The sequence below is a fragment of the Amycolatopsis lexingtonensis genome, from assembly GCF_014873755.1.
Taxonomy (GTDB): domain Bacteria; phylum Actinomycetota; class Actinomycetes; order Mycobacteriales; family Pseudonocardiaceae; genus Amycolatopsis; species Amycolatopsis lexingtonensis.
The window spans coordinates 10,285,170-10,303,222 of sequence record NZ_JADBEG010000001.1 but is presented as its reverse complement, the minus strand read 5'-3'; the positions used below and the strand labels follow the sequence as shown (position 1 = coordinate 10,303,222).

Here is an 18,053-nt window from a genome sequence, read left to right as displayed (position 1 = left end):
GCGCCGCGCGGCGAGTGTGCAAGGGTGACGGGCATGGCTGACGAACTGGTGCACTACGACGTGGTGGGCGGCACCGCCACGATCACCCTGGACTCCCCGCACAACCGCAACGCGCTGTCGGCGCAGCTGCGCCGCGAGCTCTCGGACTCGCTGACGAAGGCGGCCACCGACGACGCCGTCCGCGTGATCGTGCTGACCCACACCGGCCCGGTGTTCTGCGCGGGGATGGACCTCAAGGAAGCGCGCGGCGGCAGCGCCGGCGACCAGGGCGTCAACGAGTTCCCGAAGATCCTCGAGCAGCTGTGGACCAGCCCGAAGCCGGTCGTCGCCCGCCTGGCCGGCCCCGCCCGCGCCGGCGGCATCGGCATGGTGGCGGCGTGCGACATCGCGGTGGCGGTCCCGGAAGCGACGTTCGCCTTCTCCGAGGTCCGCATCGGCGTGGTCCCGGCGATCATCTCCCTGACGGTCCTGCCGCGGCTGAACCCGCGCGCGGCCCACGAGCTGTTCCTGACCGGCGACACGTTCGACGCCCGCCGCGCGGTCGAGATCGGCCTCCTCAACTCGGCGGTCCCGGCCGCCGAGCTCGACGCCGAGGTGACCCGCTTCGTCAAGGCGCTCGCGGCGGGCGGGCCGAAGGCGCTGGCCGAGACGAAGGCCCTGCTGAGCCGCCCCCGGTTCGCGACGCCTTCGGAGGGCTTCGAGGAGATGCTCGGCCTGTCGGCGAAGTTCTTCGCGAGCGAGGAAGGCCAGGAGGGCATCCTGGCCTTCGCCCAGAAGCGCAAGCCGAACTGGGTCCCGCAGGACTGAAGCGCCCCAATGTGGCGTTGGTTGCGTCAGACGCACCCAATGTGGCGTTCGGTGCGTTGGACGCACCGAACGCCACATTGAGGTTTTCTCAGTAGCGTCCGTGGTGTTCGTGGTGGGTGAGGACGAGGGCTGCTTGGACGATGGTGCCGATGCGGTGTGGGCAGAGGCTGATGCGGTGTAGGGCTGACCAGCGGGTTTTGAGGATGGCCATGGCGCGTTCGCCGAGGGCGCGGGCTCGGGATTGCAGCTGGTTGTAGACCCGTTGGCGGAGGTGGAGGGGTGGTTGGCCGGCGGCTTTCTTGACCGGGGTGTAGATGCCGATGCCGGCGGAGTGGTAGGCCTTGTCGGCCAGGGTGGGCAGGCCGTGGGCTGCGGCGGCGGTTAACGCGCCGATGATGTCGAGGTCGCGGGCGGCGGAGAGGTCGTTGCGGGAGCCGGGCAGCACCGGGGAGACCCACAGCGGGAATCCGTCGGCGCTGGCCAGGAACTGGATGTTTCCGCCGAAGGCTCGGTGTTTGCCCGAGTACCACAGGTGCACGGTCCGGCCGCGGTTCTTGCCTTTGGTTTTGGTCGTGGTCGCCGCGACCCGGTCGCAGGAGATGAGGCTGCCGTCGAGGATCACGTGGGTGTCACCCCGGGCGCGGCGGTCGGCCAGGACTTGGTGCAGGTCCGGGGCTTGGGCGGCGAGGGCGGTGATGGCTTCGTGCAGGTAGCGGTAGGCGGTGGCGGTGCTGATGTGGTGGTCGGTGGCCAGCCGGTGCACGGGGGTGGCGTCGCGGAACCAGCGCAGCGCCAGGACCGCGTGCCGGTAGGGGGTCAGGGCGCGCCGGCCGCGGCGGGTGCCGCGCCGCAGCCGCTCGGTCTGCAGGACACGGGCAACGAACCAGACCAGCTCGCGCGCCACGTCGAGGGTGGCGCCATAATTGATCACGTGGGGCCTCTGGAACCTCGGACTTGATCTTCGCAAATCCAGTCCTACCAGGGGCCCCACGCCTATTCGCGGAACCACACCGCTACTGAGAAAACCTCATTGGGGCGCTTGAGCTGGGCGCGCACGAACGGCTGAATTCTGGCCGATCGCGTCACCAACGGACCGTTCGCAACGCCATGAGCTGGCCTTTCACCGACGAGGCGCCAATCCTCGATGCGTGAAGAGGGGAACCTGGACACGGCACCCACTGGTTGCCGGTCACAAAAACACTCCGGATGTCGTGCGAACCGCCGATCTCGAAGAGATCGGCATGCAACGCAGCAGCGTCTATCGCCGGTGCTTGCCCGGCGGCCCGTGGCGGCGGTTGTTGCCGGGAATCATCTTGCTGCACCCGACAGAACCGACCGACGAACAGCGCCTACGAGCCGCACTCATCCGCGGTGGTGGTGGCGCGGTGCTCACCGGGCTCTGGGCACTGCGAAGACAGGGACTTCAGGACTTCCCGGAACCCGCCGAAGTGCACATCCTCGTCCCGGATGAGCGTGAGATCACGAGTTGCGGCTTCGTCCTCGTCGAACGTACGACCCGGCTGCCCACCCCGGTCACGCGAAACGGCCTGCCTGTAGCACCGGTACACCGTGCAGCGCTCGACGCGGCACGCCGCATCCGGGATTTCGATACCGTGCAGGCGTTGCTTGCCGAGGCAGTGCAACGCAGGCGTTGCACACCGGCTCAACTCGAAAAGGAGCTCCGTCTCGGCAGCCAACGGGGTTCGGCGCTGGCCAGGCGAGCTCTCCAAGCGATCCTCGGTGGCGCGGAATCGGTTGCGGAGGCTGAAGCCTGGGAGATCTGGAAACTCGCCGGACTGCCACCGGCTGCGTGGAACATCCGGGTCTTCGATGAGCACGGCGAGTTCATCGCCAAACCGGACGCCTGGTGCGACGATGTCGCCTTCGCGTGGGAGATCGACTCACGCAAGTGGCACAGTGACGGGAACGGCTACTCCGACACCCTCGCCCGGAACGCCCGCTACACCGCGGCCGGGATCACCTTCCTCCAGACGTTGCCGATCCACCTGCGCACCGAGCCGGACCGGGTGATCGCCGACCTGCGCTCGGCCTACGCAGTCGCGCAACGACGTCCACGCCCCCCGGTGACCTGCCACCCGTAGCCCGCGGGAAGCGCCCCAATGTGGCGTTCGGTGCGTCAGACGCACCGAACGCCACATTCGGTGCGCTGGACGCAACCAACGCCACATTGGGGCGCTTGAGACCAAGCCAGGACGAGGGCCGGCCGTCAAGCGCGCGGGGGCGCCGCTCAGGCGTCCGGCAGGACGACCGTGAGCCGCCACGAGCCGGCGCTTCGGCCGCTCGGGCCGAGTGCGCGCTGCGCGTCCGAAAGCACGCTGCGGATCGCCAGGTACGTCTTGGGTTCGGCCTTGCGCAGCGCGTCCGAGCCCGGCCAGATCAGCACGTGCTCGCCCGGCGGCAGCCACGACAGGTCGGTCAGGCAGTCGTAGAGCGCGTCGAGGTTGTGCCCGAAGTAGTCCGGAAAGGACAGTGCGGCGGCGAACGCGCTCAGCGTGCTGGCCTTGTCCACGGTGGGCCGCGAGTTCACCAGGTGCGGGTACGCGCCCCGGGCGAACGCTTCCTCGGCGGCGGCCTTCGCCTGCTCCGACGCGCTCATCGGGCCGGGTCCACGACGACGAACGACGCGTAGTGGTCGCCGGTGTAGTACAGCTCGTGCGCCTGCCCGGTGATCAGCCGCCGCGCGCCGCGGTCGGGGCTGCCCGGGGTCTTCACCGTGTACTCGTGGTAGTAGCCGGACTTCTTGCCGGGCAAGCGCTTCTCCCGGTTTTCGAACACGACGTCGTCGTTGCGCGGGTACGGGTACGGGCCGCCCTTTTCGATCAGCTTCCACGTGTCCGCGGCCTGGGCGGGCAACGCGGAAAGCGCCTTCACCGGCAGTCCGGAGTCGGACCCGGGAACGGTGGCGCTGCCCTTCGCCGGAGCGCTCGCGGACGTGCTCGGCGAAGTGCTCGGAGACGTCGATCCGCCGACGGCGTCCTTGACCAGCCAGCCCCCCAGCACCAGCACGAGGAGCCCGATCAGCGCGGCGGTGATCCGCCTTCGGTTGAACATGGTTCGCGAGCCTATGCCGACCCGTCGGAGCGGTCGTCGTCACGCCCCGGGGTCAAGCGGCGGGCGAAGAGCCCGACGAGCTTGTCGAGCACCCACGCGGCGGCCAGGCACAGCGGCACGACGACCACCATGACCAGTACGAACTGGACCGGGAACCACGCCTGGGCGAGCCACAGCTCGACCCCGTCCCACCAGTCGGCAAGCCCGTTGAACACGGTGTGAGCCTACGCGCGCTCTACTGCCGCCGCGCCCCAGGGGCGGTACCTTGCTGGACATGTTCGCCGTGTACGCGCAGGAACCCAACGCAGACAGCCCGCTGGACTCGCTCGTCGTCGGCGAGCGACCCGAACCCGACGTGCCGGACGGCTGGGTCCGCGTGCACGTCAAGGCGGCCAGCCTGAACATGCACGACCTCTGGACGCTGCGCGGGGTCGGGATCAAGCCGGAGCAGTTCCCGATGATCCTCGGCTGCGACGGCGCCGGCACCCTCGACGACGGCTCCGAGGTCGTCCTCCACTCCGTGATCAACGCCCCGGGCTGGCAGGGCGACGACACCCTCGACCCGAAGCGCACGCTGCTCACCGAGAAGCACCAGGGCACCTTCGCCGACCAGGTGATCGTCCCGGCCCGCAACGTCGTCCCCAAGCCCGCCGAGCTCAGCTTCGCCGAGGCCGCCACCATGGGCACGGCCTGGCTGACCGCCTACCGGATGCTCTTCGTGAAGTCCGGGCTGCGGCCGGGCCAGACCATGCTCGTGCAGGGTGCCTCCGGCGGCGTGTCGACGGCGCTGGTGCAGCTCGGCCGCGCGGCCGGGTTCCGGGTCTGGGTCACCGGCCGCACCGAGGAGAAGCGGGCGCTGGCCACGAGCCTCGGCGCGCACCAGGCGTTCGAGTCCGGCGCGCGGCTGCCCGAGCGCGTCGACGCCGTGTTCGAGACCGTCGGGAAGGCGACCTGGTCGCACTCGGTCAAGTCGCTGAAGCCGGGCGGCATCATCGTCGTCTCCGGCTCGACCAGCGGCCCGGACGCGAACGCGGAGCTGCAGCGCGTCTTCTTCCTGCAGCTGCGCGTCTCCGGCTCGACGATGGGCACCCGCGACGAGCTCGCCGACCTGCTCGCCTACCTCGACCTGACCGGCGTGCGGCCGCAGATCGGGCAGGAATTGCCGTTCGAAGAGGCAGCCAAGGGGTTCCAGGCGATGCTCGAAGGTGACACCGCCGGCAAGATCGTTTTCACCCGCTGAGGCTTTGACCTGGGCGGACCGGCCGCCGGCCCGCCCAGGTCACCGCTTGTACCGCCCACTTGGTGAATTGTCAACGTACTCGGATCGAGATCTGGTCGTTAGCACCCAAATTCGACCAAAACCCAAGGGCGGCAAGCTAATCTGTAAACATGACCGCAACGAAGCGGCCCGCACCGGCTGGACCGGGCGGCCGGTCCAGTACTGATCCGGACCCGATCCGGGTCTCCTTCCGGCGCTACGCCGGCGTCCGCACCCGCGTCCTCGAGGTCGGCGACCCCGGCCCCGAGCCGGAGCTCCCCCGCCGCTCGCTGCGGCGCCGCGGAGCCGCCGGGCACCTGCGGCCCACCGCGCCGCGTCTGGTGCTGCTGCACGGTTACTGCGACAGCGCCGACACCTGGCGCCCCGCCCTGGAGCAGCTCGCGGCCGCCGGGATCCCGGCCGTCGCGGTCGACCTGCCCGGCTTCGGCGACGCCCAGCCGCTGCGGCCCGGCCCGATGCTGCCGCAGCTCGACGCCTTCACCACCGCCGTCGTCCGCGAACAGGCCGTGCTCGGCTCGGTCGTGCTGGCCGGCAACTCCCTCGGCGGCACGATGAGCCTGCGCGCGGCGCAGAACAGCCGGCTGCCGATCTCCGGCGTCGTCTCGATCGCCGCGCCGGGGTTCGTCGACTCGTGGCTGATCCGCACGGTGGCGCGCTACCCGCTGCCCCTGCGGCTGTACTCGTCCCTGCCGGTCCCGGTGCCGGGCTTCCTGGTGCGCAAGGTCGCCGAGCAGCTCGTCCCGCGGCTGCTCTACGCCGACTCGACGGCGGCCGACGCGACGCAGGTGCAGCGCTTCACCGCGCTGTTCCCGGACTACCGCGCGACCAAGAGCCGGCTGGAGCAGGCCCGGCAGCTCGTCGCGGAGCTCGCCGACGCCTACCGCCTCGACTCGGTCCAGGTCCCGCTGCTGGTCGTCGCGTGCGGCAAGGACAAGCTCGTCACCGCGGCGTCCGGGCGGCAGCTGCACACGCTGGTGCCGCACAGCAGGCTGCTGGTCCGCGAGGACTGGGGGCACTGCCCGCAGCTGGACGACCCGGTCGAGATCGCGGAGCTGCTCACCTACTTCGCCGCGAGCGCGGTCCGGACCACCCAGGCCAAGCGTGCCGCCGCGACGGCGTCGGAAGCCGTGAGCGAGGACACCGCGGCGGGCTGATCCGCTCACGCTGTCTTCACGCGGAGTTGGCGGTAGGTTCCCCCGTTGGGTCCGTGATCCGGGCCGTCCACCGACGTTCGGGAGACGAAGATGTCCGCTCCAAGCCTGGGCTCCAGCTCCGGCATCTTCCGGCGCAAGCCGATCGACCAGATCCAGGACACCAGCGAAAGCGGCGGCCTCAACCGCACACTGGGGCTGTGGCAACTGACCGCCATCGGCATCGGCGGCATCATCGGCGCGGGGATCTTCGCCCTCGCCGGCAGTGTCGCGCACGGCGACGACTCGGCCGGCATCCCCGGCGTCGGCCCGGCCGTGCTGATCTCGTTCCTCATCGCGGGCGTCGCGAGCGCCGCGGCCGCGTTCTCCTACGCCGAGTTCGCCGGCCTGATCCCGAAGGCCGGCTCGGCCTACACCTACGGCTACGCCGTGCTCGGCGAGGTCGTCGGCTGGTTCATCGGCTGGGACCTGCTGCTGGAGTACACCGCGATCGTGTCGGTGGTGGCCATCGGCATCTCCGGCTACTTCAGCTTCCTGCTCGGCCAGCTCGGCCTCGACCTGCCCGCCTGGATGCTCGGCGCGCCCGGCACCGGGCCGGGCCACAAGATCGACCTGTTCGCCGCACTGCTCTGCCTGCTCATCGCGTACCTGCTCAACCGCGGCATCCGCAGCGCCGCCCGGTTCGAGACGGCGATGGTCGGCATCAAGGTGCTGATCGTGCTGGTCGTCATCCTGGTCGGCTTCTTCTACGTGAAGACCGGCAACTACACGCCGTTCGCCCCGGCGGGCTTCGGCGGCGCGGTGACCGGCGCCGCGACAGTGTTCTTCGCGGTCTTCGGTTATGACGCGATGTCCACGGCCGCCGAGGAATCCAAGGACGCGCAGCGGCACATGCCGAAGGCCATCATCTACTCGCTGGCCATCTCGATGGTGCTGTACGTGCTGGCCTGCCTGGTGCTGACCGGCATGCAGAAGTACACCGAGATCGACCCGAAGAGCGGCTTCTCGACGGCGTTCAAGTCGGTCGGCCTCGACGGGCTGGCCACGGTGATCGCGATCGGCGCGATCGTCGGCATCCTCACCGTGCTGTTCACGTTCCTGATGGGCGCCACCCGCGTCGGCTACTCGATGAGCCGCGACGGCCTGCTGCCGGCGTGGCTCGGCAAGACCAACGTGAAGCGCCAGGTGCCGAGCCGGATGACGTGGATCCTCGGCGGCGCGTCGGCGATCATCGCCGGGGTGCTGCCGATCGGCGAGGCCGCTGAGCTGACGAACATCGGCATCCTGCTCGCGTTCGTCGTGGTCTGCGTCGCGGTGATCGTGCTGCGCTACAAGCAGCCGGACCTGCCCCGGACGTTCAAGACGCCGGGCATGCCGGTGGTGCCCGCGATCGGCATCGTCTTCTCGATCTGGCTGATCACGTTCCTGCAGCCGGCGACCTGGCTGCGGTTCGCGGTCTGGTTCGTGCTCGGGATGCTCGTGTACTTCCTCTACAGCCGGCGGCATTCGGTGCTCAACCGCACCAGCGGTGACGCCCCGGTGCCGGAGAAGACCGACTAGCGGATCCGGTCGAGGCGTGCGGCGGCGTCGCGCGCCTCGACCTTCAGCCGTTCGAGGATGACGGCGGCCGAGGCGTCGTAGGCGAGCGGGTAGGTCTGGCCCGCCCACAGCGAAATCGCTTCCGGGTCACCCGCCTTGGCCGACGCCTTGCGCACCGGCCCAGCCAGGTGGTTGAGCTGCGGGTAGGCCGCGGGCGCGCCCTCGGACAGCTCGTCCATGAACTTGTTGACCAGCCCCCGCGCCGGGCGCCCGCTGAAGGCGCGGGTGAACGCCGTCTCGCGTTCGGCGAGCGCCAGCGCCTTCCGGTGCGCCTCCGACGTCCCGGCTTCGTCCGCGCGCAGGAAGACGGTGCCGAGCTGGGCGGCGACGGCCCCGGCGGCGAGCACGGCGGCGACGTCCGCGCCGTGCACCAGTCCCCCGGCGGCGATCAGCGGCAGGTCGACGCGCGCGGCTACGAGCCGCAGCAGCGCCAGCACGCCGTACTCCGCGCCACCGCCGGGCAGGCGCGCGTCGTCGGTGAAGAGACTCCGGTGCCCGCCCGCCTCGAAGCCCTGCAGGACGAGCGCGTCGGCCCCGAGGTCCGCGGCGCGCTGAGCGGACTCGGGCGTGGTCACGGTGACGACCACCTTCGCCCCGGCTTCTTTGAGCCGCTGAACGTCCGACGGCGACGGCGGCCCGAAGGTGAACGACACGACCGGCACCCGCTTCTCGAGCACCACGTCCAGCTTCGCCGGGTAGTTGTCGTCGTCCCACTTCGGTTCGCCGAGCTCGACGTCGTACTCGCGGGCGAAGGCCTCGAGCCGGGCGCGGTGCGCGCCGATGTCGGCGCCGGTGTCCGGCTGCGGGACGAAGAGGTTGACGCCGAACTCGCGGCCGGTCAGCTCCCGCGTCCGCTCGACCTGCGCCGCCAGCGCGGCGGGGGTGAGCATGCCGGCCGAGAGGAACCCGAAGCCACCGGCCTCGGTCACCGCGGCGACCAGCTCCGGAGTGGTGGGCCCGCCCGCCATGGGCGCGGCGATGACCGGGAACGCCAGCTCGTCGAACATGTTCGCGAGCGTAGTACTCAGGCGGGCAGCAGCATCGTGTAGAGCTTCTTGATCACCCCGTCCGCCACGAGGGCGACGTCGATGCCGCGCACGACCGGCGGTGCGCCTTCGGGGCCGAGCGCCCAGGCGAGGTGCCCCAGGTCGTGGTTCACCAGCACCGGGCCCGCGGCGGAGAACACGAAGCCCGGCGACTGTGCCAGCAGCGCGCGGGCCTTGGCGTTCAGCTCCTCGTGCCCGGTCGCGACGCCTTCCGGATCGGCGAACGTGACGTCGGCGGCGTAGGTCGCGGCGATCGCCTTGGCCCGCTTCTCGTCGTCACGCTCGTTGAATACGTCGAGCAGGTTCGCTCGCATCAGTTCGGCCACCGTTGCCATCGCGCCCTCCTAGGCTCACGGCCATAGTATGTGAAATGTCACGTACTTGTCAGGGGTGATCTTCCGGCCGCGGCAGGGTGCCGTGCTCGACGAGCCGGTCGTAAACGCGCTCGAGCGAGGTCGCCAGCCGGGCCAGCTCGCCGGGCCCGAGGGCGTCGAGGAAGGCCTTGCGCACGAACTCGACGTGGTCCGGCGCGGCCTGCCGCAGCGTCTCCCAGCCGGCCTCGGAGAGCACCACCTCCGTGCCCCGGCGGTCCTCGACGGCGGTCACGGTGTCGACCAGGCCGCGGTCCCGCATCCGCTTCAGGTGGTGCGACAGCCTGCTGCGCTCCCAGCCGATGCGGATCGCGAGATCGGTGACCCGCATCCGGCCGCCGGGCTCGCTCGTCAGGGCGACCAGCACGTGGTGGTCGGCGAGCGAGATCCCGCTGTCGGCGCGCAACTGCCGGTTCAGCTCGTACTCCAGGCGCAGGTGCACCTTCATGTAGGCGTACCAAGCCGCCGTTTCGGCTTCCGTCAGCAGCGCGAACGGCGATCCCGGTGCGAAGTCCCGCGTCACCGGGCGAGCTTAACCACCCAGACTGGTCTAGACCATGACGACCGAAAGTGCGACGATCCGGCCAGGTGCGACGGCGATGTCGCGCCCATCCCGCCAGGAGGTCCCCCGGTGAAGACGTCCAGAACGCGGCGCCTCGGCCGCGCACTCGCCGTACTGGCCCTGATCGGCGCCAGCACGACCGCCGCCCAGCTCACCCCGGCCGCGGCGGCCACGCCGGCGCTGCAGTCGATCGTGCCGGTCCCGGTTTCGGTGACGGCCGCGGCCGGGGTCTCGTTCCCGCTGGTCTCGACGACGAAGATCGTCACCGAGGCCGGGTCCGCCCCGGCCCGGCAGGTGGGCGACTACCTGGCCGGCGTGCTGCGCCCGTCGACCGGCTTCGCGCTGCCGGTGTCCGACGCCCCGGCGTCCGTGCCGTCCGACAGCATCGCGCTGCTGCTGAGCGGCGCGCCCGCGTCCGTCGGCGCGCAGGGCTACCAGCTCGTGTCGTCGGCGTCGTCGGTCACCATCCGGGCGACCACGGCCGACGGGCTCTTCGCCGGCGTCCAGACGCTGCGGCAGCTGCTGCCCGGCAGCATCGAGAGCACCTCGGCGCAGCCGGGCCCGTGGAGCGTCCCGGGCGCGACGGTCCTGGACTACCCGAGGTTCGGCTACCGCGGCGCGATGCTCGACGTCGCACGGCACTTCCATCCGGTGTCGACGGTCAAGCGCTACCTCGACCAGCTCGCCCAGTACAAGATCAACAACCTGCACCTGCACCTGGCGGACGACCAGGGCTGGCGCCTCCAGATCGACAGCTGGCCGAAGCTGGCGACGTACGGCGGCAGCACCCAGGTCGGCGGCGGCGCGGGCGGCTACTACACGAAGGCGCAGTACACGGAGATCGTGGACTACGCGGCCTCGCGCCACATCACGATCATCCCGGAGATCGACATGCCGGGGCACGTGAACGCGGCGCTGGCGTCGTACGCGGAGCTGAACTGCAACGGGGTGGCCCCGGCACTGCGCACGGACACGGCGGTCGGCTACAGCTCGCTGTGCATCTCGAAGGACATCACGTACACGTTCATCGCCGACGTCCTGCGCGAACTGGCGGCCCTGACCCCCGGCCCGTACATCCACATCGGCGGCGACGAGGCCTCGTCGACCTCGGCGGCCGACTACCTGACGTTCGTCAACAAGGTCCTCCCCCTGGTGGCGGCGACCGACAAGCAGGTGGTGGGCTGGCACGACATCGCGAAGGCGACCCTGCCCGCTTCGGCGACCCCGCAGTTCTGGGGCACGTCCACGTCGGACGCCGGGGTGTCGACGGCGGTTTCCCGCGGCAGCAAGGTGATCCTGTCGCCGGCGAACAAGGCGTACCTGGACATGAAGTACAACAGCTCGACGCCCATCGGCCTGTCGTGGGCGGGCTACATCGAGGTGCAGGACGCATACGGCTGGAACCCGGGCGCCTACCTCTCGGGCGTGGCCGAATCGGCGGTCCGCGGCGTCGAATCCCCGCTGTGGACGGAAACGGTGACCAAGCCGGCCGACATCGACTACCTGGCCTTCCCCCGCCTGGCCGCCCACGCGGAGCTGGGCTGGTCCCCCTGGTCGACCCACGACTGGACGACGTTCCGCACCCGCCTCGGCGCCCAGGCCCCGCGCTGGGTGGCACAGGGCATCAACTTCTACCGGTCGACCCAGGTGGCTTGGGACACCGGCGGCACGACGAACCCGGGCACGTGCGCGGACCCGGCGTGGAGCGCTTCGCAGGTCTACACGGGCGGCAACGTGGTGTCCCACAACGGCCACAAGTGGACGGCGAAGTGGTGGACGCAGGGCGAGGAGCCGGGGACAACGGGCGAGTGGGGAGTGTGGACCGACAACGGCGCCTGCTGAGACCAGGACCGGGCGGGCTTGCCGCGGCGGCCCGCCCGGCTCTGTCGCCTGCGGTCAACGCGGCACTTCGCTCGGTGAACGCGGAACACCGGGGGCGGCCGGCGGGTTAGGTTGGGGCATGAGCGCCGATCTGGAGCAGGTTCGCACGCTGTCGCTGCAGGAGCACGGCCTTGCCACCGTCGCCACCACCCGGGCCGATGGGACCGTGCACTCCTCCGTTGTCAACGCCGGGGTCTTCGACGATCCGGTGACCGGGGCGGCCGGGGTCGCCTATGTCGCTGTCGGGAAGGCGCACAAGCTCGCGCTGCTGCGGCGGGCCGGGCACGCCACCGTGACCTTCCGGCGCGGGTGGAACTGGCTCTCCGTCACCGGGGCCACCCACCTCGTCGGGCCGGATGATCCCGATCCCGCGTTCGACCCCGCGGGACTGCCGCAGCTACTGCGTGACGTCTTCATCGCCGCGACCGGGACGCACGACGACTGGGCCGAGTACGACCGTGTGATGGCCGAAGAGCGGCGGGTTGCGGTGTTCGTCCGGGCGGACCGGATAATCGGCAATCCCTGATCCTTCCGCCCCCGGGAGTCGTCGTTGTCCGAGTCACCGCCTCGCGTCACCACGCCCGTCAAGATCCTGCTCGGCGTGCTCGTGGTCGCCGACGCCGGGTTCGGCGTGGTCCTCGCTCTCGGGCTGGTGCGCGGCCTGTCCCCGTGGCTGATCGGCGGCGCCTACGCGGCGACCGTGCTCGTCGCCGTGCTGGCCTACCGCGCGTCCCGTGCCCGTGAGCTCAAGCGCGGCTTCGAGAGCCTCCAGGACCTCACCGTCGGCGAAGAAGGCCTCCGCCTGCCCGCGGGCACGCTCAGCACGCGCGTGATCCCGTGGACGCAGATCGCCGACATCACGCCGCGCCGCTCGGCCCGCTTCGGCGACGGCTTCGTGCGCGACGCCCTCTGGGTCGACCTGGTCACCGGCGGCGGCGTCGAGAGCTCGGTGCAGCGCTACGCGCCCCGCGGCCGGCTCGCCCCGGCGCCCCCGGGCCGACGGCAGTTCGAGCAGACGGCGATCCTCGACCCCGCCCTGTTCGACGCCGTGGTCGAGCGCCTCCGGAAGGAACTGCGCCACCGGCAGCTGCACGCCCAGCTCCGCGGTTCACCCCGCATCCGCCACCACTGACCGGCCCCGGCTCAGCCGCGCCGCCCCAGCAGCTCCCGGGGCACGATCCGCACCGGGAACGGCAGCTCGACCTCCAGCACCTCGTCACCCGCCGCCTTGGCCACCTGCTGGTAGTGCCCCTCCTCGTCCAGCTCGAACACCGTCAGCCCGGGGTCGGCCGGGTCGATCACCCAGTAACTGCCGGTGCCGAGCCGCTCGTAGACCGCCTTCTTGAGGTTCAGGTCGTAGATCGCCGTGCTGGGCGACAGCACTTCGACGGCGAGCACGGGCGGCGCCGGGAGGTCCTTCTCGGTAAAGTCCGCCGCCCGGCCGACCAGGACGTCCGGCTGCAGTTCGATCCGGTCGCCGTGGTGCACCGCGAACGGGGCGCCGAGCACGTCGAACTCCGGCGGGCACACCGCTTCCAGCACGCCGTAGAGGCGGTAGGCGATCTTCTGGTGCCGCAGCCCGGGTGCCGGGGTCACGAGCAGCGCCCCGTCGATGAGTTCGTATCTTCGGCCGTCATCCGGCATCCCCTCCAGGTCGCGCACCGTCATGGGGCCCGACCCGGTCGGATACTGGAAGTCCATCATGAGAGTCATCGTGCCCTCCTTTCGCTCTTCGCACCAGAGCACCAGAGAGCACCGACAGAAACCGCATCGAACACGGGTTCGGCGCCGTTATTCACGCGTAAGAGTGAATAACGGCGCCGGTGTCACTTCGAGGCGACACTCACTTCTTGTTCTTGCCCGAGTCCTCAGTGGACAGTGCGGCGACGAAGGCTTCCTGCGGGACCTCGACCCGGCCGACGGTCTTCATCCGCTTCTTGCCTTCCTTCTGCTTTTCCAGCAGCTTCCGCTTCCGCGAGATGTCACCGCCGTAGCACTTCGCCAGCACGTCCTTGCGGATCGCGCGGATCGTCTCGCGCGCGATGATCCGCGAACCGACCGCGGCCTGGATCGGGACCTCGAACTGCTGGCGCGGGATCAGCTCGCGCAGCCGCGTCGCCATCCGGTTGCCGTAGCCGTAGGCCGCGTCCTTGTGCACGATGGCGGAGAACGCGTCGACGGTTTCGCCCTGCAGCAGGATGTCCACCTTGACCAGGTCCGCGATCTGGTCGCCCGCCTCTTCGTAGTCGAGGGACGCGTAACCGCGCGTACGCGACTTCAGCGTGTCGAAGAAGTCGAAGATGATTTCCGCCAGCGGGATGTTGTAGCGCAGTTCGACGCGGTCCTCGGACAGGTAGTCCATGCCGAGCAGGGTGCCGCGCTTCGTCTGGCACAGCTCCATGATCGTGCCGACGAACTCCGACGGCGCGAGGATGCTGACCTTCGACACCGGCTCGTGGACCTCGGCGATCTTCAGCCCGGTCGGCCAGTCCGACGGGTTGGTCACGACGACCTCGCTGCGGTCTTCGAGCACCACGCGGTAGATGACGTTCGGCGCCGTCGAGATCAGGTCGAGCCCGAACTCGCGCTCCAGCCGGTCGCGCGTGATCTCCAGGTGCAGCAGGCCGAGGAAGCCGCAGCGGAAGCCGAAGCCCAGCGCCACCGACGTCTCCGGCTCGTAGTCGAGCGCGGCGTCGTTGAGCTGGAGCTTGTCCAGCGCCTCGCGCAGCTCGGGGTAGTCCGAGCCGTCCACCGGATACAGTCCGGAGTAGACCATCGGCTTCGGCTCGCGGTAGCCCGCCAGCGCTTCCTTCGCGCCGTGGCGCTCGGACGTCACGGTGTCGCCGACCTTCGACTGCCGGACGTCCTTCACGCCGGTGATCAGGTAGCCGACCTCGCCGACGCCGAGTCCCTTGCTGGGCTTGGGCTCCGGCGAGATGATCCCGACCTCGAGCAGTTCGTGCGTCGCGCCGGTCGACATCATCTTGATCTTCTCGCGCGGCGTGATCTTGCCGTCGACGACGCGGATGTAGGTGACGACGCCGCGGTAGGTGTCGTACACCGAGTCGAAGATCATCGCCCGCGCCGGCGCGTCGGCGTCGCCCTGCGGCGCCGGGACCGTCTTCACGACCTCGTCGAGCAGCTCGCCGACGCCCATGCCGGTCTTGGCCGAGACCCGCAGCACGTCCTCCGGCTCGCAGCCGATGATGTGGGCCAGCTCACCCGCGTACTTGTCGGGGTCGGCCGAGGGCAAGTCGATCTTGTTGAGCACCGGGATGATCTGGAGGTTGTTCTCCAGCGCGAGGTAGAGGTTGGCCAGCGTCTGGGCCTCGATCCCCTGCGCGGCGTCGACCAGCAGGATCGCGCCTTCGCACGCCTCGAGCGCCCGGGAGACCTCATAGGTGAAGTCGACGTGGCCGGGCGTGTCGATCATGTGCAGGACGTGGTCCTGCCCGTCGACCTGCCAGGGCAGCCGGACGTTCTGCGCCTTGATCGTGATGCCGCGCTCGCGTTCGATGTCCATCCGGTCGAGGTACTGAGCGCGCATGGCCCGCTCTTCCACGACGCCGGTGAGCTGCAGCATGCGGTCGGCCAGGGTGGACTTGCCGTGGTCGATGTGCGCGATGATGCAGAAGTTCCGGATGAGCTCCGGAGGCGTGAAGGTGGTGTCGGCGAACGTCGTCACTCGAATGAGTCCTCGGAAAGTCGGGGATGGCCACCTCTATGTTCCCATGGCCCTCCGGGTGCGGGTGGGGGTCATCCCCGATGCGGGGTTCCGCGATCCGTGGTGCCCTCGAAGTATGAGCACTCCGCACCAGCCGGCACCCCCTCCCCAGCCGGAGACCAGCGGCTTTTCCCGCGTTCTCGACCGTGCGTTCGGTCACCCCGCCGGACCGCTCGGCCGCCTCGGCGGCTGGGTCATGGCGCGGGGCAACGCCGCCACCGAACACCGCGTCGTCGACCTGGCGAAGATCGAGCCGGACGAGACCGCCCTGGTCGTCGGCCCCGGTCCCGGCGTCGGCCTGGCCGCCGCCGCGCGCCTGGCCGGGCGCACCATCGGCGTCGACCCCTCCCCCGAGATGCTCGCGCTGTGCCACGAGCGCTGCGGCGACGGCGCCGAGCTGCGCGAAGGCTCGGCGGCGCACACCGGCGAGCCCGACGGCTCCGTCGACGTCGTGCTGAGCGTCAACAACGTCATGCTCTGGGACGACCGCGCGGCGGGCTTCGCCGAGCTGTTCCGGGTGCTGCGCCCCGGCGGGCGGCTGCTGCTGTCCGCGCACGAGAAGTGGCTGCCCGTGAGCAGGCACGTGCTGGCCGACGAGGCCGCGGCCGCGGGCTTCGCCGACCTGCAGACGTGGACTTGGGAGCCGCCCGGCTTCGCCGCGCTCGCCGCGCAGCTGCGGGCCGTCAAACCCGCCTAGCGGGTGTCCGTCCGGATCGGGTGACCTTCGGGCACCTCGACCAGCACGATCCGCGTGCCGTCCGGGTCGGCGATCCAGGCCTCGTCGAGGCCCCAGGGCTCGCGCTGGGCGTCCCGCACCGGCTCGAGGCCCTTCGCCTTGAGGTCGGCCAGCGTCGCGGCGAGGTCCCGGACCTGCAGCCAGAGCACCAGGTCGGGTGACGAGCCCGCCTCGCCCCGGCCGGAGACCTCCAGGGAGCCGTGGCCGAGGAAGAACACGGTGCCGCCGGGGAACTCACGCTCCACGGCCAGGCCGAGGGTGTCGCGGTAGAACGCGGTGGTCGCGGCGGCGTCGCGCGCACGGACGATCAGCCTGCTCTTCAGGACTTCCATCGCACCATCCCTACCGGACGGGCTCAGGCGGCCGCAATCGCGGCGATGCCGGACAGCACGATCACCGAGCCGGCCAGCCGCCGGACGGCGTCGCTCTCGCCCAGCACCAGCCACGCGGCGAGGCCGCCCAGCACGATGCTCAGCTCCCGGGCCGGCGCGACCAGGCTCACCGGCGCCATCGTGAGGGCGAACAGGACGAGGATGTAGGCGACCGGCGACAGCAGCCCGACCACGAACACTTCGCGGCGGTGCTCACGCCAGACACGGCCGACCTCGGCGCGGCCGGCCAGCGCGCCGGGCACGAGCATCAGGCTCTGCAGAATCGAGCCGAGGCCGAAGTAGACGACCGGCGGCACGGCGAGGCCGGTCACCGAGTGCGCGTCCCAGAGGGTGTAGCCGGCGATGACGGCGCCGGTCAGCAGCCCGTAGAAGATCCCGGCTTTCACCGCCCGGGGGTCTTCCGCCTTGCGGCCGGTGCTGATCACCAGCACGCCGGCCACGACCAGGAACGCGCCGAGCAGGCCGAGCCAGCCGGGCCGCTCGCCGAGCACCAGGACGGCGGCCAGCACCGACAGCAGCGGCCCGGTGCCCCGCGCGACCGGGTAGACGACGGACAGGTCGCCGACGCGGTACCCGCGCTGCAGGACGATGCCGTAGGCGATGTGCAGCACGGCGGTGACGACCGCGGCCAGCAGCCAGCTCCACTGTGGACGGTCGGCTTCGACGACGAGCTGGACGACCGTGATCGGCAGCAGCACGACGGCGCCGACGGTGTAGTAGAGCCAGACGAACTGGGTGCCACCCGAGGAGATCCGCTTGGCGGCCAGGTTCCAGACGGCGTGCACGACGGCGGCGGCGAGGACGAGGGACAAGGCGGTGGCGTTCACGGGACCCTTTCTGGCGTTTTCGCGCGCGCGAAAACCGGGTCCTCCAGGCTTTTGCCCCGTCAGATGAACGACCGGCCGTCCGGGCCCGCCGATGGTGCCGCTCGGACCAGGCCCGCCGGTCCTGGTTGTGTCGGGCTGGCTGCGCGGACCGGCGACGGAACCCTAGGCACTGCCGCCGCCCACGGTACTCCCGGCTCCGGCCGCCCGCGGCCCGGCTGTTAAAGTGGTCGCTCGCTGCCCGTGCGGCATTCCGTCATGGAGGAAACCCGCTTTCCGCGGGGCCACTTCAGCGCGGCGGCGATCTCACCGAGTGAAACAGGAGTTGCCCTATGGCCAACATCAAGTCGCAGATCAAGCGCATCACGACGAACGAGAAGGCGCGTCAGCGCAACCAGGCGATCCGGTCCTCGGTGAAGACCGCGATCCGCAAGGTCCGCGAAGCCGCCGAGGCCGGCGACAAGGCCAAGGCCGTCGAGCTGCAGCGCGACGCCGCCCAGAAGCTGGACAAGGCCGTCTCGAAGGGCGTCATCCACGCCAACCAGGCCGCCAACAAGAAGTCGGCGCTCGCGAAGCGCGTCAACGCGCTCTGAGCTGGTTGATTTCTGG

The 18,053-nt window shown here is 70.5% G+C and carries 21 protein-coding genes; 10 read left to right on the top strand and 11 right to left on the bottom strand.

Features of this window, described 5'->3' with window-relative positions:
- Nucleotides 1-33: 33 nt before the first annotated feature.
- Nucleotides 34-807, top strand: coding sequence for an enoyl-CoA hydratase family protein (locus H4696_RS47365; RefSeq protein ID WP_086860666.1), 774 nt, complete (start codon nucleotides 34-36; stop codon nucleotides 805-807).
- Nucleotides 808-895: 88 nt separating this feature from the next.
- On the opposite strand, the gene H4696_RS47360 is transcribed toward H4696_RS47365, so the two are convergent.
- On the bottom strand, nucleotides 896-1,738 hold the full coding sequence (locus H4696_RS47360; protein ID WP_086864916.1) for a transposase family protein: 843 nt from the start codon (nucleotides 1,736-1,738) through the stop codon (nucleotides 896-898).
- A gap of 385 nt (nucleotides 1,739-2,123) precedes the next feature.
- On the opposite strand from H4696_RS47360, the gene H4696_RS47355 reads away from it, so the two are divergent.
- Nucleotides 2,124-2,909, top strand: coding sequence for a hypothetical protein (locus H4696_RS47355; protein WP_086865733.1), 786 nt, complete (start codon nucleotides 2,124-2,126; stop codon nucleotides 2,907-2,909).
- 146 nt (nucleotides 2,910-3,055) lie between these two features.
- Here H4696_RS47355 and H4696_RS47350 read toward each other — a convergent pair whose 3' ends face one another.
- Genes H4696_RS47350 through H4696_RS47340 form a run of 3 tightly spaced genes read right to left on the bottom strand, consistent with a single transcriptional unit; the run spans nucleotide 3,056 to nucleotide 4,094 of the window.
- Nucleotides 3,056-3,424 carry a barstar family protein gene (locus H4696_RS47350; RefSeq protein ID WP_086863449.1) on the bottom strand — a complete coding sequence of 123 codons (369 nt, stop codon included), beginning with the start codon at nucleotides 3,422-3,424 and terminating at the stop codon, nucleotides 3,056-3,058.
- On the bottom strand, nucleotides 3,421-3,879 hold the full coding sequence (locus H4696_RS47345; protein WP_086863450.1) for a guanyl-specific ribonuclease: 459 nt from the start codon (nucleotides 3,877-3,879) through the stop codon (nucleotides 3,421-3,423). Before H4696_RS47345 ends, H4696_RS47350 begins: the two co-directional genes overlap by 4 nt.
- An 11-nt stretch (nucleotides 3,880-3,890) precedes the next feature.
- The gene (locus H4696_RS47340) at nucleotides 3,891-4,094 is read right to left on the bottom strand and encodes a hypothetical protein (protein ID WP_086863451.1); all 204 of its coding nucleotides are present in this window, start codon (nucleotides 4,092-4,094) and stop codon (nucleotides 3,891-3,893) included.
- A 59-nt stretch (nucleotides 4,095-4,153) separates the two neighbouring features.
- On the opposite strand from H4696_RS47340, the gene H4696_RS47335 reads away from it, so the two are divergent.
- The 3 genes from H4696_RS47335 (at nucleotide 4,154) to H4696_RS47325 (ending at nucleotide 7,869) form a co-directional block, all read left to right on the top strand.
- A complete protein-coding gene (locus H4696_RS47335) occupies nucleotides 4,154-5,119 on the top strand; it encodes a quinone oxidoreductase family protein (protein ID WP_086863452.1) in 966 nt (321 codons plus the stop codon).
- A 149-nt stretch (nucleotides 5,120-5,268) separates the two neighbouring features.
- Nucleotides 5,269-6,312, top strand: coding sequence for an alpha/beta hydrolase (locus H4696_RS47330; RefSeq protein WP_086863453.1), 1,044 nt, complete (start codon nucleotides 5,269-5,271; stop codon nucleotides 6,310-6,312).
- A gap of 90 nt (nucleotides 6,313-6,402) precedes the next feature.
- On the top strand, nucleotides 6,403-7,869 hold the full coding sequence (locus tag H4696_RS47325; RefSeq protein ID WP_192782930.1) for an amino acid permease: 1,467 nt from the start codon (nucleotides 6,403-6,405) through the stop codon (nucleotides 7,867-7,869).
- Here H4696_RS47325 and H4696_RS47320 read toward each other — a convergent pair.
- The 3 genes from H4696_RS47320 to H4696_RS47310 are packed head-to-tail and all read right to left on the bottom strand — an operon-like array spanning nucleotide 7,866 to nucleotide 9,848.
- Nucleotides 7,866-8,915 carry an NAD(P)H-dependent flavin oxidoreductase gene (locus tag H4696_RS47320; RefSeq protein ID WP_086863454.1) on the bottom strand — a complete coding sequence of 350 codons (1,050 nt, stop codon included), beginning with the start codon at nucleotides 8,913-8,915 and terminating at the stop codon, nucleotides 7,866-7,868. The genes H4696_RS47325 and H4696_RS47320 overlap by 4 nt on opposite strands.
- Before the next feature lie 17 nt (nucleotides 8,916-8,932).
- Nucleotides 8,933-9,289 (bottom strand): nuclear transport factor 2 family protein, encoded by a 357-nt coding sequence (locus H4696_RS47315; RefSeq protein WP_086863455.1) that lies wholly within the window; start codon nucleotides 9,287-9,289, stop codon nucleotides 8,933-8,935.
- A 49-nt stretch (nucleotides 9,290-9,338) separates the two neighbouring features.
- Nucleotides 9,339-9,848, bottom strand: a complete 510-nt coding sequence (locus tag H4696_RS47310; protein ID WP_086863456.1) for a MarR family winged helix-turn-helix transcriptional regulator — start codon at nucleotides 9,846-9,848, stop codon at nucleotides 9,339-9,341.
- A 108-nt stretch (nucleotides 9,849-9,956) separates the two neighbouring features.
- On the opposite strand from H4696_RS47310, the gene H4696_RS47305 reads away from it, so the two are divergent.
- From H4696_RS47305 to H4696_RS47295, 3 genes are all read left to right on the top strand, one after another.
- Entirely contained in the window at nucleotides 9,957-11,729 is a 1,773-nt protein-coding gene (locus H4696_RS47305; protein WP_086863457.1) for a family 20 glycosylhydrolase, read from the top strand.
- Between the two features lie 118 nt (nucleotides 11,730-11,847).
- The gene (locus tag H4696_RS47300; RefSeq protein ID WP_086863458.1) at nucleotides 11,848-12,294 is read left to right on the top strand and encodes a pyridoxamine 5'-phosphate oxidase family protein; all 447 of its coding nucleotides are present in this window, start codon (nucleotides 11,848-11,850) and stop codon (nucleotides 12,292-12,294) included.
- Between the two features lie 24 nt (nucleotides 12,295-12,318).
- On the top strand, nucleotides 12,319-12,900 hold the full coding sequence (locus H4696_RS47295) for a hypothetical protein (RefSeq protein ID WP_086863459.1): 582 nt from the start codon (nucleotides 12,319-12,321) through the stop codon (nucleotides 12,898-12,900).
- An 11-nt stretch (nucleotides 12,901-12,911) separates the two neighbouring features.
- On the opposite strand, the gene H4696_RS47290 is transcribed toward H4696_RS47295, so the two are convergent.
- On the bottom strand, nucleotides 12,912-13,481 hold the full coding sequence (locus H4696_RS47290; protein WP_086863460.1) for a Uma2 family endonuclease: 570 nt from the start codon (nucleotides 13,479-13,481) through the stop codon (nucleotides 12,912-12,914).
- A gap of 130 nt (nucleotides 13,482-13,611) precedes the next feature.
- Nucleotides 13,612-15,453 carry a translation elongation factor 4 gene (gene lepA / locus H4696_RS47285; protein WP_086863461.1) on the bottom strand — a complete coding sequence of 614 codons (1,842 nt, stop codon included), beginning with the start codon at nucleotides 15,451-15,453 and terminating at the stop codon, nucleotides 13,612-13,614.
- 115 nt (nucleotides 15,454-15,568) lie between these two features.
- Between lepA and H4696_RS47280 the strand changes: the two genes are divergently transcribed.
- On the top strand, nucleotides 15,569-16,189 hold the full coding sequence (locus H4696_RS47280) for a class I SAM-dependent methyltransferase (protein ID WP_086863462.1): 621 nt from the start codon (nucleotides 15,569-15,571) through the stop codon (nucleotides 16,187-16,189).
- On the opposite strand, the gene H4696_RS47275 is transcribed toward H4696_RS47280, so the two are convergent.
- Entirely contained in the window at nucleotides 16,186-16,560 is a 375-nt protein-coding gene (locus H4696_RS47275; RefSeq protein WP_086863463.1) for a VOC family protein, read from the bottom strand. The two genes, H4696_RS47280 and H4696_RS47275, sit on opposite strands and share 4 nt — an antisense overlap.
- A 23-nt stretch (nucleotides 16,561-16,583) precedes the next feature.
- Nucleotides 16,584-17,447: a DMT family transporter gene (locus tag H4696_RS47270; protein WP_169735112.1), complete on the bottom strand. Its 864-nt coding sequence runs from the start codon at nucleotides 17,445-17,447 to the stop codon at nucleotides 16,584-16,586.
- 329 nt (nucleotides 17,448-17,776) lie between these two features.
- On the opposite strand from H4696_RS47270, the gene rpsT reads away from it, so the two are divergent.
- Nucleotides 17,777-18,037 carry a 30S ribosomal protein S20 gene (gene rpsT / locus H4696_RS47265; protein WP_013228460.1) on the top strand — a complete coding sequence of 87 codons (261 nt, stop codon included), beginning with the start codon at nucleotides 17,777-17,779 and terminating at the stop codon, nucleotides 18,035-18,037.
- Nucleotides 18,038-18,053: the final 16 nt, after the last annotated feature.